Source organism: Paenibacillus shunpengii, assembly GCF_042684905.1.
GTDB lineage: Bacteria > Bacillota > Bacilli > Paenibacillales > Paenibacillaceae > Paenibacillus > Paenibacillus shunpengii.
On record NZ_JBHUMJ010000002.1, the window covers coordinates 219,382 to 236,012 of the forward strand.

Annotated in this window: 12 protein-coding genes; 3 read left to right on the top strand and 9 right to left on the bottom strand. The window is 47.9% G+C overall.

From position 1 onward, the window contains the following. Window positions 1-19: 19 nt before the first annotated feature. A complete protein-coding gene (locus ACFSVM_RS00965; RefSeq protein ID WP_256702764.1) occupies window positions 20-2,020 on the top strand; it encodes a cache domain-containing sensor histidine kinase in 2,001 nt (666 codons plus the stop codon). Beyond that, window positions 1,989-3,566 (top strand): response regulator, encoded by a 1,578-nt coding sequence (locus ACFSVM_RS00970; RefSeq protein WP_379259925.1) that lies wholly within the window; start codon window positions 1,989-1,991, stop codon window positions 3,564-3,566. Before ACFSVM_RS00965 ends, ACFSVM_RS00970 begins: the two co-directional genes overlap by 32 nt. Before the next feature lie 110 nt (window positions 3,567-3,676). On the opposite strand, the gene ACFSVM_RS00975 is transcribed toward ACFSVM_RS00970, so the two are convergent. Both ACFSVM_RS00975 and ACFSVM_RS00980 read right to left on the bottom strand, forming a co-directional pair. After that, a complete protein-coding gene (locus ACFSVM_RS00975; RefSeq protein WP_379259927.1) occupies window positions 3,677-4,654 on the bottom strand; it encodes an aldo/keto reductase in 978 nt (325 codons plus the stop codon). A 36-nt stretch (window positions 4,655-4,690) separates the two neighbouring features. Next, entirely contained in the window at window positions 4,691-5,425 is a 735-nt protein-coding gene (locus tag ACFSVM_RS00980; RefSeq protein WP_047912966.1) for a Fic family protein, read from the bottom strand. Window positions 5,426-5,601: 176 nt separating this feature from the next. Here ACFSVM_RS00980 and ACFSVM_RS00985 point away from each other — a divergent pair, with 176 nt between their 5' ends. Next, complete coding sequence (locus ACFSVM_RS00985; protein WP_379259929.1) at window positions 5,602-6,438, top strand: alpha/beta fold hydrolase; 837 nt, start codon at window positions 5,602-5,604, stop codon at window positions 6,436-6,438. Window positions 6,439-6,513: 75 nt separating this feature from the next. On the opposite strand, the gene atzF is transcribed toward ACFSVM_RS00985, so the two are convergent. The 7 genes from atzF to ACFSVM_RS01020 form a co-directional block, all read right to left on the bottom strand. Then, entirely contained in the window at window positions 6,514-8,331 is a 1,818-nt protein-coding gene (gene atzF, locus ACFSVM_RS00990; RefSeq protein WP_379259931.1) for an allophanate hydrolase, read from the bottom strand. 77 nt (window positions 8,332-8,408) lie between these two features. Beyond that, complete coding sequence (locus ACFSVM_RS00995) at window positions 8,409-10,058, bottom strand: PucR family transcriptional regulator (RefSeq protein WP_379259933.1); 1,650 nt, start codon at window positions 10,056-10,058, stop codon at window positions 8,409-8,411. A gap of 50 nt (window positions 10,059-10,108) precedes the next feature. Then, entirely contained in the window at window positions 10,109-11,386 is a 1,278-nt protein-coding gene (locus tag ACFSVM_RS01000) for a cytosine permease (protein WP_076312320.1), read from the bottom strand. Between the two features lie 58 nt (window positions 11,387-11,444). Further along, a complete protein-coding gene (gene biuH / locus ACFSVM_RS01005) occupies window positions 11,445-12,134 on the bottom strand; it encodes a biuret amidohydrolase (RefSeq protein ID WP_379259936.1) in 690 nt (229 codons plus the stop codon). Between the two features lie 443 nt (window positions 12,135-12,577). Then, window positions 12,578-14,059 (bottom strand): S-layer homology domain-containing protein, encoded by a 1,482-nt coding sequence (locus ACFSVM_RS01010; protein WP_379259938.1) that lies wholly within the window; start codon window positions 14,057-14,059, stop codon window positions 12,578-12,580. A gap of 149 nt (window positions 14,060-14,208) precedes the next feature. After that, window positions 14,209-14,901 (bottom strand): response regulator transcription factor, encoded by a 693-nt coding sequence (locus tag ACFSVM_RS01015; protein ID WP_379259940.1) that lies wholly within the window; start codon window positions 14,899-14,901, stop codon window positions 14,209-14,211. 5 nt (window positions 14,902-14,906) lie between these two features. After that, on the bottom strand, window positions 14,907-16,382 hold the full coding sequence (locus ACFSVM_RS01020; protein ID WP_379259942.1) for a sensor histidine kinase: 1,476 nt from the start codon (window positions 16,380-16,382) through the stop codon (window positions 14,907-14,909). Between the last annotated feature and the right edge of the window lie 249 nt (window positions 16,383-16,631).

Sequence of the window (16,631 nt, forward strand, 5' to 3'; positions counted from 1 at the left end):
ATGTAATGAGATGGTTCGAATGACCCGCAGACTGCGGGTTTTTCGAGCTTTTACCTGCAAATACAAGCAGAAATGGGATGGATTTATTGTGATGAGAAGAGGAAGCAATCTGGTGCAGGGCTTTGTCTCCTGGTGGGAGCACCGATCCCTGCAGAGTCGTCTGATTGCAGCGTATATTGCCATAATACTGGTGCCGAGCCTGCTCGTATCCATCGTTTCTTTTCGTGCGATTAATGAGACTTATATGAAGGATGCGGTAGACAAGAGTGCCTATATTCTCGATATGGAGAAGCTGCATATCATGAACCAGATTGAGTCCATGGAGCGTTCGGCGCAGCTTGCTGTTTCAGACAAAGAGGTGCTGAATTATTTAACGAGGAAGACAGAGCCTCCTCTGGGAGAGCTGGTCGATTTTAATATGAGCGCTTTTGTAAATCTGACAAGAATCCAGTTCAACAATCCGAACATCGAGCATTTGCATCTGTTCACGGACAATCCGTATGCCTATGAAATATGGCCGATTATTTACAATGAACGACGAATCAAGGACGAGATCTGGTACAAGGATACGTATGGTCTTGGCGATCTGCAGATGTGGTCCTTTCAGCACACCGACCGAGATCTTATTAAACGAACGGTAGAGCAGGAGCCGAAGGTATCTTTGCTGCGTGAGATCAGTGTCATTAGTGGAGAGCATTCCGGTATTATTCAGGTTGATATGCTGCTCTCGGAATTCTCACCCCGAACCTTTACGGTCCAGGATGAGCAGTCCCAGCTGTTTCTGGTTGATGAGGAAGGAGAGATCTTCTCGCGCGCGAAACAGTCACTGCTCAGCAATGCTCCCATGATGGAGCAGGCGATTCAGGCTAAATTCCAAGCGTTGTCTGATGGCGAACCTTGGCAGATGGAGTATAAGGAGGCGGGCAAATCCTATATTTTTCTGAGCGTCCCGCTAGAGGGATTGAACGCCCATTTGCTGAATGTGCTGTCCATGGAGGACGTGCTGGCCCAAATATCCAAGATCCGTAACACGACGATCGGGATCAATATTTTGTTTATTGTGATCTTTACAATTATTGCTTATGTACTGAACTCCTTCATTCTGAAGAATCTCGTCAGACTTACGGATGCGATGAAAAAGGCACGCCGGGGCGAGCTGTATACAGGAGTCGTCATCCGGGGCGGCGGGGAGATTGGCGAGCTGGCTTTTCATTTCAATAAGCTGATGAACAAGATTAACGAGCTGGTCGCTGTGGCTGTCCGTAAAGAAGCGATGTCCAAGGAAGCCGAGCTCAGAACACTCCATAATCAGATTGACTCTCATTTTCTGTACAATACGCTGGAGAATATCCGAATGCTGGCCGAGATGGAGGATCAGCGGGAAATTGCGGATTCACTCACCTCACTTGGGGGGATGATGCGATATAACTTTAAATGGTCAGGGGATTATGTGAAGCTGAGAGATGAGCTGAGGCATATCCGAAATTATATTGAAGTCATGAATATCCGGTTCGATACACCGATTACGCTGATTGTAGATGTACCGAATGTAATGCTGGAAGCCGAAGTGCTGAAGATGTCGCTTCAGCCCATTGTGGAGAACAGCGTCAAGCATGGCTGGTATGAGGAAGCCGAGGTGACCGGATCCAAGGATAAGACGATTATCATCCGGGCAGAGGCAGTCCGCGGCAAATGCCAAATCTGGATCCAGGATAACGGAACGGGCATGGCGGAGGAAGAGCTGAAGCTGCTAAGGAATCAGCTCCACAGCTCAAGCTGCGAGAAGGTGAATTCAGGAGAAGCTCCTGCTTCGAGTGCAGTGAACGAGGTCAGCCGATCGGATCGATCTGCTGGGATTGGGCTGATGAATGTGCATCAGCGGATTCAGCTTTTTTTTGGAGCACAATACGGTCTGATGCTCCATAGTACACAGGGTGTGGGTACGATCGTTACCATTACTTTGCCAACAGTGGTCATGACAGGGGGAGATGAAGGTGAGGAAACTCATAATCGTGGATGATGAGAAGAATATTCGCCTGGGACTTAAAACGATGATTGAGCGGCAATATCCATCAGCCTATCATATTGAACTGGCCTCGAATGGACAAATGGCGCTTGAGATGAACCGTGCATCTCGTGCAGATCTGATATTAACCGATATCCGCATGCCTGTACTCGATGGCATCCGGCTGCTGGAAGAGCTGGATCGGGAGCCGGGAGGAAGAAGGCCGGCCGTCGTGCTGCTGAGCGGCTATGATGATTTTGAATATGCGAAGACGGCGATCCGGTACAAGGTGAAGGATTATTTGCTGAAGCCGATTCAGCGAACCGAGCTGTTTGATATGCTGAATCGGGTGGATAAGGAACTGAGCGAATTAGAAGCCGCGAATCTGGAACGAACTCAGGAAAAAAATGAGCTGCAGATGGAGCAGCGCAAGAATTGTTTAAGGCAGCTTCTATTTGGCAGAGGGCCTGTGATGGAAGAAGAACTCCAGCAGGCAGCTCATATTATACCAGCAAGCTCTTATGCTGTCGCGATGGTGCTGTGCAGATATGTAGATGGGTCCGTTATGCCTACAGGGGAAATTCAGCGTCTGGTCGAACGGCTTAGTCATTCGATGGATGTTCGGCCAGAGCTTGTCCTCACGGATATAGAAGGAAGGCTTATTCTCGCAGGAAATACCGCAGACTGGTATCAGGCACTGGCGAGACAGGCAGAACAGAAGGGATGGAACGGATTTCGGATCGGAATCAGCACGGAGCAGAGCGATCTGGCACAGGTTCGGGAGCAATATCTTGAGGCACAGGCTGCGCTGAGATATACGTTCTTGCATCCAAGCGCTTATTATATCGAATATGATGCAACGCTCACGAATCGGATGAATCCTCCACTGCCGTATGGCAGCCTGCGGAAGCTCGGAAATATGCTGGGAACGGATAGGGTGGATGAGATGAAGAGGCTGCTCGCCTCTATTTTTGAACTGGATCATCTGAAGCAGATGGATATGACTTATCTTGAGAAGGTAAGCGGGTTAATCAATGAGAATGTGTTCGATGAGGTGTTTAGGAAATACGGGGAGTCCTCGGTGGAAGTACTGAAGATGTATAGGCTGGTCGGCAGCCTGAACAATTTCCAGAGCTTTAACGAGTATTACAGAAAGCTGGAATACCTGCTGGTCAGCGTAAATGATTATGTGTCCCGTATACGGCTGGCGCATAGTGAGCATGCGGATATGAAAGAGGCGATCCGTTATATACAGGAGCATTACGAGCGTCCTCTGAATATGGCGATGGTCAGCAATCATGTATCGCTTAATTATTCGTATTTCAGCGAGGCGTTCAAGGCATATACGGGAGACAACTTTGTGTCTTATCTCAAAAAGGTACGTATCCAGCGGGCCAAGGAGCTGCTGCTTAACAAATCTACCATGAAAATGGCGGAGATCAGCCTCGCGGTGGGCTTTGAGAACAGCAAGCAGTTCTCCCGTGTATTTAAAGAGCTGGAGGGCGTATCTCCGCATGAATATCGCCAGCTCGGAGGCATGGACACAGAACGTGGAGAGTGAAGCTGAGCGTTATTGAAGCTTCAAGCGGTGAGGCTGGGGAGCAAGCAGACATAAGGAAGGCTGGACGATGAGCTTACGGGGGGCGTAAAGCTTAAGGTCCAGCCTTTGTATTATTCTATGCGGTAGGTGGCAAAAGGTTTCGAATAGATAAATCGCTCGCTGATCTCACCCAGCTTCTCTGCGAGCTCGGTATTGATCTCGATGTCGAGACTTCTCAAGTTGTCATCCAGCTGCTCCGTACGAGTTGCGCCGACGATGACGGTGGATACAGCAGGCTGGTTCATGAGCCAGGCAATGGACAATGCACTTGGAGCATGTCCGGTCTCCGCGGCAAGCTCAGCTACCTGCTGTCCAAGTGTTACATTATGATCCTCCAAGAATCGCTTGAAATTCGGATCTGTTTCTGCCCGGGAGCCGGCGGGAGCAGAGGACTTCTCTGTATATTTTCCAGTAAGAATGCCGCCGGCTAGTGGGAAATAAGGAATGATGCCGACACCTTGGTCCAGGCACATGGGAACGAGCTCGCGCTCCGGCGTTCGGTCTGCCAGTGAATAGCTAACCTGATTGGAGACAAAACGCTCATAGCCTCTCAGATCGCTGATGCCGAGTGCCTTCATCAGCTCCCAAGCCGCATAGTTGGAGGCACCGATATAGCGCACCTTGCCTGCACGAACCATGTCATCGAGTGTTCGCAGTGTTTCTTCCAGCGGTGTATTCGGATCGAATGTATGAATCTGATACAGATCCACATAGTCGGTTTGCAGCCGCTTCAGGCTGTTCTCCAGCTCCTGCTGCAGATGATAACGGGAAGAACCGCGTCCATTCGGAGCGTCATTTCTGGCGACGAGTCCGGCCTTGGTCGTGAGCACAACCTGGTCTCTTTTTCCTTTTAGCGCTTGACCGATAATGCGCTCGGATTCTGTTCCGGCGTAGATGTTGGCGGTGTCGATAAAGTTAATTCCGCTGTCGATCGCATGATGAAGAATGCGGGCTGAAGTCTGTTCATCTGCTCTTTTGCCGAAGGAGTTAGTGCCAAGACCGAGAAGAGAGACCTGCATGCCGCTGCGTCCGAGGTATGTATATTTCATAAGTATCGCTCCTTTGCTAGATGGTATAAGTGAGGTTTAAGTGACAGATAGCATTAGTTCTAGATTAGACTTAACTTCAGCAGAGATGAGATCAATTAAGGGTTCTAGTTCCCCGTTATCTGCCTGCTCCAGTGCGGAGTAATAATCTTGGCGCTTTTCATTACGAATGATGGCAGGAGGATAACCATGCTTTAGCAACACAAAGTTCATCGCAAGCCGACTGACTCTCCCGTTACCATCTGTAAATGGATGGATCGCTGTGAGCTTATGATGAAGTAATGATGCAAGCTTCACGGGATGCATGTCTGAATTTTCGGTGTACCATTGTATTAGGCGTTCCATTTCATAAGGTACTTGGACTGCAGGAACATATTGATGGATATTCCCCGAAATCGTGAGCACATGATTATCCATCTTTTTGTAGTCACCAGGAGAAAAGTCAATATCTCTCACTCCCTGAAAAAGAATGGCATGAAAATCTTTAATAATCCGCTCTGTTAAATCTCTCTGTTGAATGGCTTCGTGAAGATAATCAATTGCTTCCGCATGGTTTATTATTTCAAGATGCTCTCTTAAAGATTTCCCCTTGACCGTCAGTCCTTCTCTTAAGAAGAATGCTGTTTCACGATAAGTAAAAGTATTTCCTTCAATTGCATTCGTATGATAAGTCCACTCTTCACGAAATTTCTGAGCGATGGTACTCATCAGCTTTGGGTCGATGGGACGTTTCTTGTCCACTTCTGTTCGAAGAGCATCAATTTGATTAAACATGAGCATTGTTCCTTCCCTCTTCTTCTTACTAGCATTATATCAAATGAAACTAGTTTCAATACTACTCCTATTGTTGCGATTTGGCTTCAATTTACTCTCTACTATATATATATTGATTTAGATCAGGCTTGGAGAGGATATGGCAGCGACTCTTAATCAAGGAGGGACAGGCGTATATGAATTGGGAGAAGTGCAGTATTCAAACGGAGAGAGGATACTTTGAATATTTTAAAAAGGGCAAGGGATCAGCATTGTGCGTCACTCATTTGTATAGTGCATATGATGAGCGAGGAAATACATTTGCCAATCCTTTCACCAGTCATTACAGCGTATACTTAGTGAATCTTAAAGGCTGTGGGGGCTCAGATCGAGCAAAAGTAAAAAGTGAATATGGAATGCTTGAGAGTATTAAAGATCTGGAAGCAATTCGTAAATCACTTCAAATAGAGCGCTGGGGTTTTGCAGGTCATTCAACTGGTGGGATGCTGGCGTTAACTTATGCTATTGAATATCCGGCAGCGTTGACGAAGATCATTGCTGGCGGTACGTGTGCAAGTAAGGAGTACATACAGAATCCAAAGAGTATTTACTGTAAAGGTAATATGAATTTTAGACGCATTAGTGAGATTATGAACGCCTTAAATTCACCTGAAACGACCCAGGACCAAAGACAAGCGCTTGGTTTTGAATGGGCAATGATGTCATACTATCGTGAAGAGAAACTGAGAGAGTCTTTAAAGATACCGAATAGTGGGAGAACAGTGGGTGCTCGCTTGAACTATTTTATACAAGTCGATTGCCGAAATTATGACGTTCGTGAGCGATTAAGCGAGCTCTCGATCCCTTACTATATTTATGCAGGTCTCCACGATGCACAGTGTCCCTACGAGTATGGTGTGGAAATTGCAGATCTAATTCCAGGCTCCGTCTTCCGAACGTTTGAATATAGCAACCATAATCCTTTTGTGGAGGAAGCGGATGCCTTTGAAGAGTTTGTTGCGATGACAAAGTAAGTGATAAAAACTACAGACAGCCCTACAACTTCATCGTTGTAGGGCTCATTGTCAATTTACAATAGAAGAAACACTTTATGGGAGAGGGACCGCCTTTCGCCAGCCCCCGGCTTCGGTGATATTTTCTGCACCCTCTGCTGCATAAACCTCGCAGATAAATCCTGGCACTTCAGTCCCGTCCTCCAGTTCGATCTTTCCAATACCAAGGGGAGCAGGGATGGATGCCGTAAATTCACCAAAGGCTTCAAGCGGTATTTCCCATACTTCCAGCTGAATAGAGGCGCCTCCTTCATTCACTTTGATCAGACCGGGCTTAGCCGGTGATGTATTCAGCTTTACTAGCTGATACTTTGGTGCGGTCCGTGCCTCTTTTATGAATTTTGCACCCGCGGATTGCATTTGCACTTCCAGTGGATATCCCCTCATGTGAAGTCCGCATACGGCAACTTGTGTAGTTCCGGAGTTATCAGGAAGGCTTTCTTCTTTTGTCAGGGGAGAACGGAGATGCTCAATAGGTTCCTCTGTCTGGCTTTCAAATTTGGCCGCTGTATTAACAATGAGGTGCTCTTGTCCTGACAGGGCGAAGAACGTAATACCAAAAGGAAGAAGGTCTGCCGCATCGTCAGCCGGCACTGCAGCAGCGCATAAATCAAGCAGATTACAGTGATTGGTATATCGTCCCATATCCCTGTTTGCTGCAATCGGATTCCGGGCTACGTCTTCACGCCGCCATGTTCCTCCGCAGGTTGGCATAACGAGGATCGCATTTTCCAAAAGAACGGCAGCCTGCCGTTTGTAGCTTTGCAGCCGGTGCATGGCCTGGAATACGGAGCTCGCACTATAGGCATCTCCTGCCCCGGAACGCAGAACTTTTTCCGTTACAGGAAAGGTGCTGCCGGGATGCGCTTCAATAAATGGACCAAGACCTGCCCAGCGCTCAGCAACCAAGGCATCGTCATACAGCAGTTTTGCTGCTTCCATAAATAGGTCGGTGTTTGTGGGTTCTACTGGGATTCCGAGTGCTGCGAGCCGGTTCTTCGCTTGTCCCCATGCTTCTTTGTACTCCTTTTCAAAAGGACCGTAGAATAAATCTTTCTGATCGGGAATGAGGAGCTTAAGGGGTGCAGCTGAGGACTGCATTGGGATCGATCGAGACCAATGGTCCTTCTCATCGGCAGATCGTACAACTTCATCGATTAGAAGAGCCTCTTGCAGCCGGTGTGTAAATACGGTAACACAATCCAAACTTGCCGACGCAGGTACAACACCCCGGAGGGACCATGCGCCAAGGCTTGGCTTCCAGCCGACCAGCCGGTTAAGTGCGGCAGGAACCCTGCCGGAGCCAGCTGTATCCGTCCCTAAGGCAAAAGCAGCCTGACCGCGTGCTACCGCAACGGGGGAGCCGGAGCTTGAACCTCCGCTGATCAGCTCCGGTCTATAGGCATTATGCGTGTCACCATACGGACTCCGTGTTCCGACAAGTCCTGTGGCAAACTGGTCCAGATTTGTTTTGCCGACAGGGACTGCGCCAGCATCAATCAGCTTCTGGACAACGGCAGCATGTTCGGAAGGCGTATAGGCAAAGTCAGGACATGCGGCTGTCGTAGGATACCCGTTTACATCAATATTATCTTTGACAGCAAAGGGAATACCCCAGAGCGGGTATTCTTCCTTATCCATCGTTTCGAGTCTCTCTAGATAAGGTGCAATACGCTCCATGGAAGGCGGGACAATCCATATATTCATGTCACGGTCTTCCTCAGCACGTAAAGTGATGGTCTCCATAATTTCCCGTGGTGTCAAGGCTTGGTCTTTATATAATTGCTGTAATCCAGAAATCGTTAATCTCTCTGGAATAACGTCATTAGAAACTCCGTATTTGTTTAATTGCATTGTTCGCCCGTTCCTTTCTGTGAAAAATACATTGCTGTTGTCTGATTCCGTTAGCTGATTGATCATCATATTCTCTATTAATCCTGCCGCATGAAATGAAGTTTAATCGCGATCTCCAGTTGAAGCCGGTCATCCGCATGATCAAAATCGATGTTCAGTAGCTCCTTTATTCGTTCAAGCCGGTGCGTAATCGTATTGTAGTGTGTGTAGAGCGCCGCGGCTGTTTTTTTGGCATTCATATTGTGCTCCAGATACGTTCTGGCAGTAAGAAGCAGAGACGCAGAATGCTTGCTGTCATACTCTATCAAAGGTGCGATATATGTATCCCGAAAAAGGCAGGCATCCTTCTCATCGGATAGCAGATACAACAAGCGATAAATTCCGAGCTCCTCCATGCTGACACTTGGCTTATCAATTCCAACAAGCCTTGAGATGAAGGCGATCTTAATGACTTCTTTGTAGCTCTCGTGAATAAGCTCCAGCGATGATACGGGCTTCCCGATACATAGGGAAAATGGAGGGTCGTTATGTCCTTGGAACAAACGACTGATTTCGCCTGTTACAAGTCGTACAGCAATAGCTTCTGATGATTCTGGGACGATAAACAGAAGTTCATTGCGGATGACCACGGCTTGAATGTCAACGGTATCTCTGCCGCGTCCCTCGGAACGAACAGCAGTCCGAAGTTTCATGACCGCCTGCTTCAGCTGCTCTTCACCTGGATGGCTGCCTAGCGGACGGGCTAATATAACAGATAACTTCTGGGAAGGCGGGAATATGATTCCGCTGGCTTCCGCTCGCATTCGGATGTCCGACTCTAGTGGGATGCGACCCAGAAGCCAGTCCTGAAGAAATTGATCCAAATATTTGTACTCTATTTCTTCGCGCATGCGAATCGTAGAGAGCTCCATGCCAATCAGCATGCCTGCTCTTTCAAGAATAAGAGTATCGAGCTCTGAGTGCGGAACATGTTTCTCTGCTGTAAGCAGCACAGAAGCGGAATGGTTATTCCCGCTGCCATGAACCGGCGTTAATCGGACGGGAGCTTCTTGTGCGTCCGCCCGGGAAGCGCTGGTTAAAGACTCAAGCTGCTTCATCCAGAACGTGTACGGCTCCATATCTGAATTTGCTGCCATTTCGTCTGCCGTGTCTGAGCTATACATCCGTCTGCTTTCATCAAACAGCACCGTAGGTCTATGGAGTATGCTTTCAAGGTAAGCGATCAGCTCATGCAGTGAGCTGCCATTCAACACGAGCTTGGACATTTGCTGGACATAGTTGTTGAGTTTAATGAGCATCTTGGTTTCCTGTGCTAACACTCTTTCCATCGTCTCCCGCTGCACATCAGAGAACACGGTATGTGGCGGCAACTCAAAGATAGGGAGGTTATACTCGTCCCCAAGCTTTAATGTCTCCTCGGGTATATCATCTAGGAAGCGCTTAGTCTTTACCCCTAATGCGGCAACACCCTTGTTGACGAGCTGTGGAATCATATCTGTGAGCATGGAGGGGTTATCCCGAAATGGGTAGCCGGTTGTCATTAGGAACTCGCCAGCTTTTACCCAATCCGTAATATCGGGTACTTCCATCACATTGACCCGGGTAATCGGATGGTGAAGTCCGTCCGCACCCGCACGGAGTCGAATTCCCTTCAGATGGGAGAGCTCAAGAATATCGGCACAAGTGAATTCTGCATCTTCAAGCAGGGGGATCGTCGGGTAAGTCATAGCTATTCCTCATTTCTTCTGGAGCTATCGAAAGAGAGAGTTGAAGTGAATCAGGATCTGCTTGCACCCGAGCTGCTGACTGCAGAGGCTTTGGCTGTATTTAGTGAGATCAGAAGATAAGCGGCTCCTCCTGCAAGCATGGATACAAAGGCTGTTGATAAGAAGGGGGCGAACTGCTCGACGGCAAGACCAATTAGTGCACCGATAATCCAGGCAGCAAAGGCAGGAATACGTACTGACTCGCTGATATCTGCTCCTTTACGCAGGAACAGCTGGTCACAGATAATGACAGCGCCGATAGGTGGGACGATAATGCCTAATAGATTAAGCCAGTCAGCGAAGTGATTCCAAGCCCCTGATACAGCAAAAATAGTGCCGATGACGCCGAGAACGATGGCGGTTTCCCGCATTTTGCGTCCGGTCAGACTGGACCAGCCTACTGCACCGTTGTATAAGCAATGAGCACATACACTTCCTAGATTAAGGAATAGAAGAAGAATAGAGATTAGAGCAATAGCGCCGCCTTTGCTGGCGATGTATTGGAATAGATCCGAATTCTGACTGGCTGCTGCTGCGATAAGTCCGCCAAATACCATAGCGATCATGCAGGCTAGAGGAAAAGCAGTAAACGTAGCGGCCAGTGCCTGCTTTTTATTTTTGGACCACCTATTAAAGTCAGCAGCCATCGTTCCAGAATCGATGAACAGTGAGATAACCATGGTTATGGCGATTCCCATACTGATCGCTCCTGTACCTTCGAAGCTGGTAATGGAGGATACGCCGCTGGCGGCAGCCGCATCGTAGACGGCCCAGAGTCCAATGATAAAGAAGAAAGGTGCGGAAACAGCACCGATATAAGTGAGGGCTTTGACGCCAAAAAGAGTGAGAACAATGTACAAGGTGCCGGCGATGAGTGTAATAACCAGAGCGTTCGTACCAAATGCTTCATGCATGCTGCTGCCGGTGAGTCCGGTTTGCACCGCGAACCAGCCGATAACAAGAGTAGAGAGCAAGCCGGAAACGATACGTGCCCCTTTGCTGCCGAAGGTGATCGCGGATTGCAGCGAGAAGTTGTAGCCTTTATTGGCAGACAGCATGGCTAGAACTCCTACATAGCCGAACAAGATCAGGTTGCCGATCAGGATGGACAGCATACCTGTCCAAAAGCCGAGTCCGCCGACGATTGCAGCACCAGTTACCGCGCTTGTCATAATCATGGGGAACCCGACCCAGACCAGCGATACAGAGAGCAGACTCTTACGAGCCTTTGCAGGGACGGCTGAATTCTCGTATTCTTCCTCTAAGATTTGATGTTCATGTTGACTCATATGGTTTCATCCCCTCGAAATGTAGATTTCACAATGAATAGAGCACTTGCGGTAAGCTTTATTTACGAAGTTGCTGAAGGGCAGCAATTACAGATTTGGAATCAGACACGGCACCGAATACCCCGCCTTGCATCGTGACCATGTGCAGTGCCGCCAAATGGTTGTTAGGGTCCGTTGCTCCCGTGCAGTCTTCGAGAATGACGCATTCATATCCACGGTCGTTAGCTTCCCGCATCGTCGTATGTACACAGACATCTGTTGTAATCCCCGTTAAAATCAGGTTCCGGATCCCCTTGGTCCGCAGAATCATATCCAAGTCCGTTGCATAGAAGCAGCCTTTGCCTGGCTTGTCCAGCACAACTTCTTCTGGAAGCGGAGCGAGCTCTTCAATGATGTTCCAACCAGGCTGATTTCGTACCAGGATTCTGCCGGCAGGTCCTTCGGAGCCGATCTCTGCTCCGATCTGCTTACTGCGCCATCTTTTGTTCGCAGGGAGATCGGATAAATCCTCGCGGTGTCCTTCTCTTGTATGGATAACTGTAAGCCCAGCGATCTCACGGACCTCTGCTAGGAGCTGCCGTATAGGTTCTATGGCACGACGTGTAAGGGAAAGATCGTAGCCCATTTGGTCAACATAGCCGCCGGGTCCACAGAAATCGATCTGCATATCGATAATAACGAGTGCTGTATTGTCAGCTCTAAAATCACCATCAAACGGAAAAAGATAAGGCCTAGATTCAATATGCATGCTGTCCCACTCCTCTTATGTTTTAAAGATAAATGAAAAAAGTCGAAACCTTACATAGCGTGTTATTATAATCACCTGATTTGTTATATTATATTACATGAATAATCAGAAGTCATTGTAAATATTTCATAATAAATATTATTTATTATTGTGAAATAGTTACAATTAAGCTGAGATCGAGAGTAAAAATATGAATAAAATCTTACATAACGTAGTTTTCATACGGTTTTATTGGAGTGAGTGCATTGAGAAAATGACGATCCATTTTAGGTAAAAAATAATTAATAAGCGTTAGAAAATATGACATAAGAGAAGTGGGGGAAGAACATAGAAGGAGGGATTTGAATTCGTAATCCGAATTTCCAATTCAAAAAAACCTCCAAACCTGAGATGATATCAGGCTTGAAGGTGAATTCTGATCAAGAGATTGGCAGACCAGCGCTTTATTTTGCTTCAAACTGTACTGCTTCTGCAGTCGCCCAATTGCCTAATGGAGACACTTCATAGCTGACTCCAGGTACAAGCTTGGCTCCATTTTGCAGCTCGAATACGCCGGCTGCTCCTGAACGGGTCTGTACCTTGTATTGTGCTGTCAGTGTTGTACCGTCAGAGCCTTCAAGCTGAATAGAGCGGTAAGCGAACAGCTCGTCTCCCGGGTCGGCAGTAAGCTCCACCTTTAAGGTGATCTCATCTGTTTGAGATACGGAGGCGATCTCCAGCGGAGCAATCGTATCCGCTACAAATGAATCGTTCTCCAGTGTGAACCAGTCGGAAGAGACGGTGTATGTCACTCCTGGCTCAAGCAAAGTCCCTTGCGGCAGACGGAATTTCGGCTCCTGTTTGCCGTCTGTCGACTGTGTGAATCCTACATAGCTTACCGTAATCGGCTCTCCGCCTTCTGGCGTCAGCGTTGCTTGACGAGTGGCGAGAGAAGAGATGACCTGAATCGGATTTCCGTCCCATCTGTTATTCTCATCCAGCACGATCGCGTTCGCACCCCGTCCGCCTGAATAAGCGGAGATCAGGTAGCCATAGTCGATTACACCATTCTCACGGAACGAATCCACTTCAAATGTATCCTGCGCGACTTGGCGTGTACCGCTCATTCTGATCTTCTCATCGCTTGCTGGAACCTCAAATGTTTGCTCGCCTTTATATTTAAGCGTATAGGTTGCTCCAGGCTCCATCGTTTGAACGGGCACGATATAGGTAGCAACCGAGCCGGTCTTGAGTCTTGGCTGGTTGACCAGCTTGAGATTGCCCTCGTTAAAGTTGAAATTCGCTTGTGCTGCTGCTGTTGCTTCATCTTCAAGGGTCATCGGCTGATTGAATGTAACCTCAAACGTAATTTGATTCAGTGCTTTGATCGAGACGATCTGAGCTGATGCAGAGCGAATCGCTTTTTCTGCTTGTACGAGCAGACTTGCTGCATCACCGCGGGTAACATGGGACGTATCGAGCTGAAGCTGTTCCATCCAGTACTGAACCGATTTGATGTCGCGCTGCAGTGCCTTGGCGATCATACTCGCCATCTGCGTGCCATCTGCAGGCTTGTTAGGCAAGAATTCCGAACCACTATCAATCAATCCATGCTCAGAAGCCGTGTTCAAATATCGGTCATACCACTTATCTCCCGGCTGAACGGGCTGGCTGCTTGGAGTCAGCTCCAAGGTGAGCACGATCAATTTTACCAGTTCTGCATTGGTTACGAGCTGATCGGCCATCATTTGACCGTTTCCATACCCATGAAGCACGGCTTTGTCGATTAGATGCTGAATCGCCTGCTGGGTCGAGTTTGCGATTACGTCCTGCTGTCTAACCGCAGAAGGAAGAGAGGCTGCACTTACTTGATAGGGAAGCAGCGCTCCTCCGGCTATAATAGTGGATAATCCTAGAATGACCGCCTTTTGATTTGCTTTTCTCATATTTCCTCTTCCTCTCGATCTAATGTGGTGTTCGCCTATGCGATAATTCTATGGTAAACGACCACTCTAAATCGGCTGATAAGGAAATATAAACAATTTCTAAACAGAGTCATAACAATTCGCAAATTGGCCGGCGTCTATAGTTATAGCTATACGGCGAAGCGGTAGCCTGCTCCCCATACCGTTTCAATAAACTGGGGATTGGACGGGTCAGCTTCAATCTTCTCGCGAATACGCGAAATATGTACGGTAACGGTCGCAATTTCTCCGTTTGATTTGAATCCCCAAATCCGTTCAAACAGCTCCTCCTTCTTAAATACCCGGTTTGGATGCTCTGCCAGAAACACCAGCACTTCGAATTCCTTAACGGTTAGCATAATTTCCTTGCCCCGAAGGAAGACGCGGTGCGAGGCTTTATTGATGGAGAGCTCACGAATATCAATGGTGGCCTGAGGAACTTCCTGCTTCATGCGGGTAAAGCGCTCGTATCTTGCCATATGAGCTTTTGCTCTTGCGACCAGTTCGTTAGGGCTGAATGGCTTCGTTATAAAGTCATCGGCACCGAGGCCAAATCCACGAATTTTATCGATTTCTTCTTTTTTGGCAGATACGATCAGGATGGGAACATCGAGCTTCTCCCGAATCTGCCTGCATATCTCGAAGCCATCGATTCCCGGCAGCTGCAAATCCAGAATGACAAGATCATAACCACCGTGCAGTGCTTTATTCAGTCCTTCCGATCCGTCAAGCGACAAATCGGCTTCATAGTCGTGGAGCTGGAAATAATCGCGCTGCAGCTCGGCGATGTATGGGTCATCCTCTACGATCAATATCCGTTTCATCTGCTTCACCTGCGATCCTCAAATAATTTAAGTGTGAAATGTAAGGCGAGTCCTTGACCCGGCTCGCTGTCTGCTCCAATCTGTCCGCCATGTCCTTCTATGATTTGCTTAGCAATGGCAAGGCCGAGGCCGCTGCCTCTAATCGCTTGACTGCGTGAAGGCTCTTCCCGATAAAAGCGTTCAAAAATATGGGGCAGCGAGTCCGGATGAATTCCCGGCCCGTTATCGGAAATTCGCACAACAGCGAATTCATTCTGCTTGTCTATGCGAAGGGTGATTTGTTTCGGGGATTGCACCATATATTTCAAGCAATTGTCGAACAAATTGAGCAGGACGCGCTTCAGCTTTTCGCGGTCGGCAAGCACATACAGCTGTTCCTCAGATAAGGTGTTATTCCAGACAATCTCAACTCCGTGGTTATCGAATTCAAGAGTGAGCTCGTTTACAACCTGCCGAACACAGCCGTTCAGGTCTACCTGTTCAAATGAAAAAGGCTCTTTGTTCATATCCAGCTTGGAGTAGAAGAGGAGCTCGTCAACGAGATGCTCCATATCTGCAGCCCGGGTATGAATAGCATCTACATAGCGCTCAAGCTTCTCCGGCGTATTCGTTACACCGTCCCGAATCCCTTCGGCATAGCCCTTGATGGTCGTGATGGGTGTCCTCAGATCATGAGATATGTTCGAGAGCAGCTGCTTGCGATTGTCCTCATAATGAAGCTGAAGCTGAATGGAGTCGTGAAGTTTCCTTCGCATATCCTCAAAGGCCATAACCAGCTGACCCACCTCATCGCCGGCATTCGTACTCAGCTCCTGGCTCAAATCACCGCCCTTGATCTGTTCTGCCGATTGTCTAAGCCGATCCAGCGGAAAGATGATCTTGCGCGTCACGTATCTGTACAGCAGAAAGCCGGTCAGAAGCAGGACACAGACGAATACGATGATGAGAATCGGCAGCAGGGTCCGAACGATTTCGGCGAATGGGCTGCGCTCACGGAGAACAAAGATGCTTCCCATGTCCTGCTTCGCTTCATCGAAGTAGAAATCAAATTTGGCATAAGAGAAAAATTGGTTCCCTGAATTGAGCGTGCTGCGAATGGCGTAATTGCCCATCTCGTAATCCGGCAGTACCTGATTGAGTTCTCTGGAATTCAAGGTAGGCGTTGAATAGATGATGGCATCGTTATGTCGAACTGCAAGCTGTGCCTGGACCATCTTCAGCTGCAGATCGTATTCCTCAAGTCTTTCTTTATCCAGTAGCAGCTTGGGATCGTGCTTAGCTAAATATTTCATATCCAGAAACAAGTTCTCTTCTTCCTCAGACAAGGGATGGAGTGAGTAATGGATATTATAGAAGCTGCTGATGCTCCGAAAATCGCCCGTAACCGCTACAGACAATAAATAGGCGGCCGAAACAAACAGAATGACGGAGACGACAACAACAGATGTAAAGGAGAGCAGCAGCCGAAAGCGGATAGACATTTAATTTTCTCCTTCCTCATTCCATCAAGACAGGGGCAATATGGCTTTGCCACGATATGTTTCTGCCACTGCATGTTACTTTTCCGAGCTGAATATTAGTATATAATGGATTTTCTCTCAAGCACAGCGCAAAAAAAGCTTACGATAAGTCAAAGCTCTAAATCGATCGAAAATATGAAAAAAGGCCTGCCCTCTAGTTATGAGGTACAGACCTTCTATTGTATAGGATAACTCCGAATTGTAATCCTT

Excerpts from the sequence above, each read along its gene's own strand:
- ACFSVM_RS00965 (WP_256702764.1), top strand. The coding sequence starts at position 20 with ATGACCCGCAGACTGCGGGTTTTTCGAGCTTTTACCTGCAAATACAAG.
- ACFSVM_RS00970 (WP_379259925.1), top strand. The coding sequence starts at position 1,989 with ATGAAGGTGAGGAAACTCATAATCGTGGATGATGAGAAGAATATTCGC.
- ACFSVM_RS00975 (WP_379259927.1), bottom strand. The coding sequence starts at position 4,654 with ATGAAATATACATACCTCGGACGCAGCGGCATGCAGGTCTCTCTTCTC.
- ACFSVM_RS00980 (WP_047912966.1), bottom strand. The coding sequence starts at position 5,425 with ATGTTTAATCAAATTGATGCTCTTCGAACAGAAGTGGACAAGAAACGT.
- ACFSVM_RS00985 (WP_379259929.1), top strand. The coding sequence starts at position 5,602 with ATGAATTGGGAGAAGTGCAGTATTCAAACGGAGAGAGGATACTTTGAA.
- atzF (WP_379259931.1), bottom strand. The coding sequence starts at position 8,331 with ATGCAATTAAACAAATACGGAGTTTCTAATGACGTTATTCCAGAGAGA.
- ACFSVM_RS00995 (WP_379259933.1), bottom strand. The coding sequence starts at position 10,058 with ATGACTTACCCGACGATCCCCCTGCTTGAAGATGCAGAATTCACTTGT.
- ACFSVM_RS01000 (WP_076312320.1), bottom strand. The coding sequence starts at position 11,386 with ATGAGTCAACATGAACATCAAATCTTAGAGGAAGAATACGAGAATTCA.
- biuH (WP_379259936.1), bottom strand. The coding sequence starts at position 12,134 with ATGCATATTGAATCTAGGCCTTATCTTTTTCCGTTTGATGGTGATTTT.
- ACFSVM_RS01010 (WP_379259938.1), bottom strand. The coding sequence starts at position 14,059 with ATGAGAAAAGCAAATCAAAAGGCGGTCATTCTAGGATTATCCACTATT.
- ACFSVM_RS01015 (WP_379259940.1), bottom strand. The coding sequence starts at position 14,901 with ATGAAACGGATATTGATCGTAGAGGATGACCCATACATCGCCGAGCTG.
- ACFSVM_RS01020 (WP_379259942.1), bottom strand. The coding sequence starts at position 16,382 with ATGTCTATCCGCTTTCGGCTGCTGCTCTCCTTTACATCTGTTGTTGTC.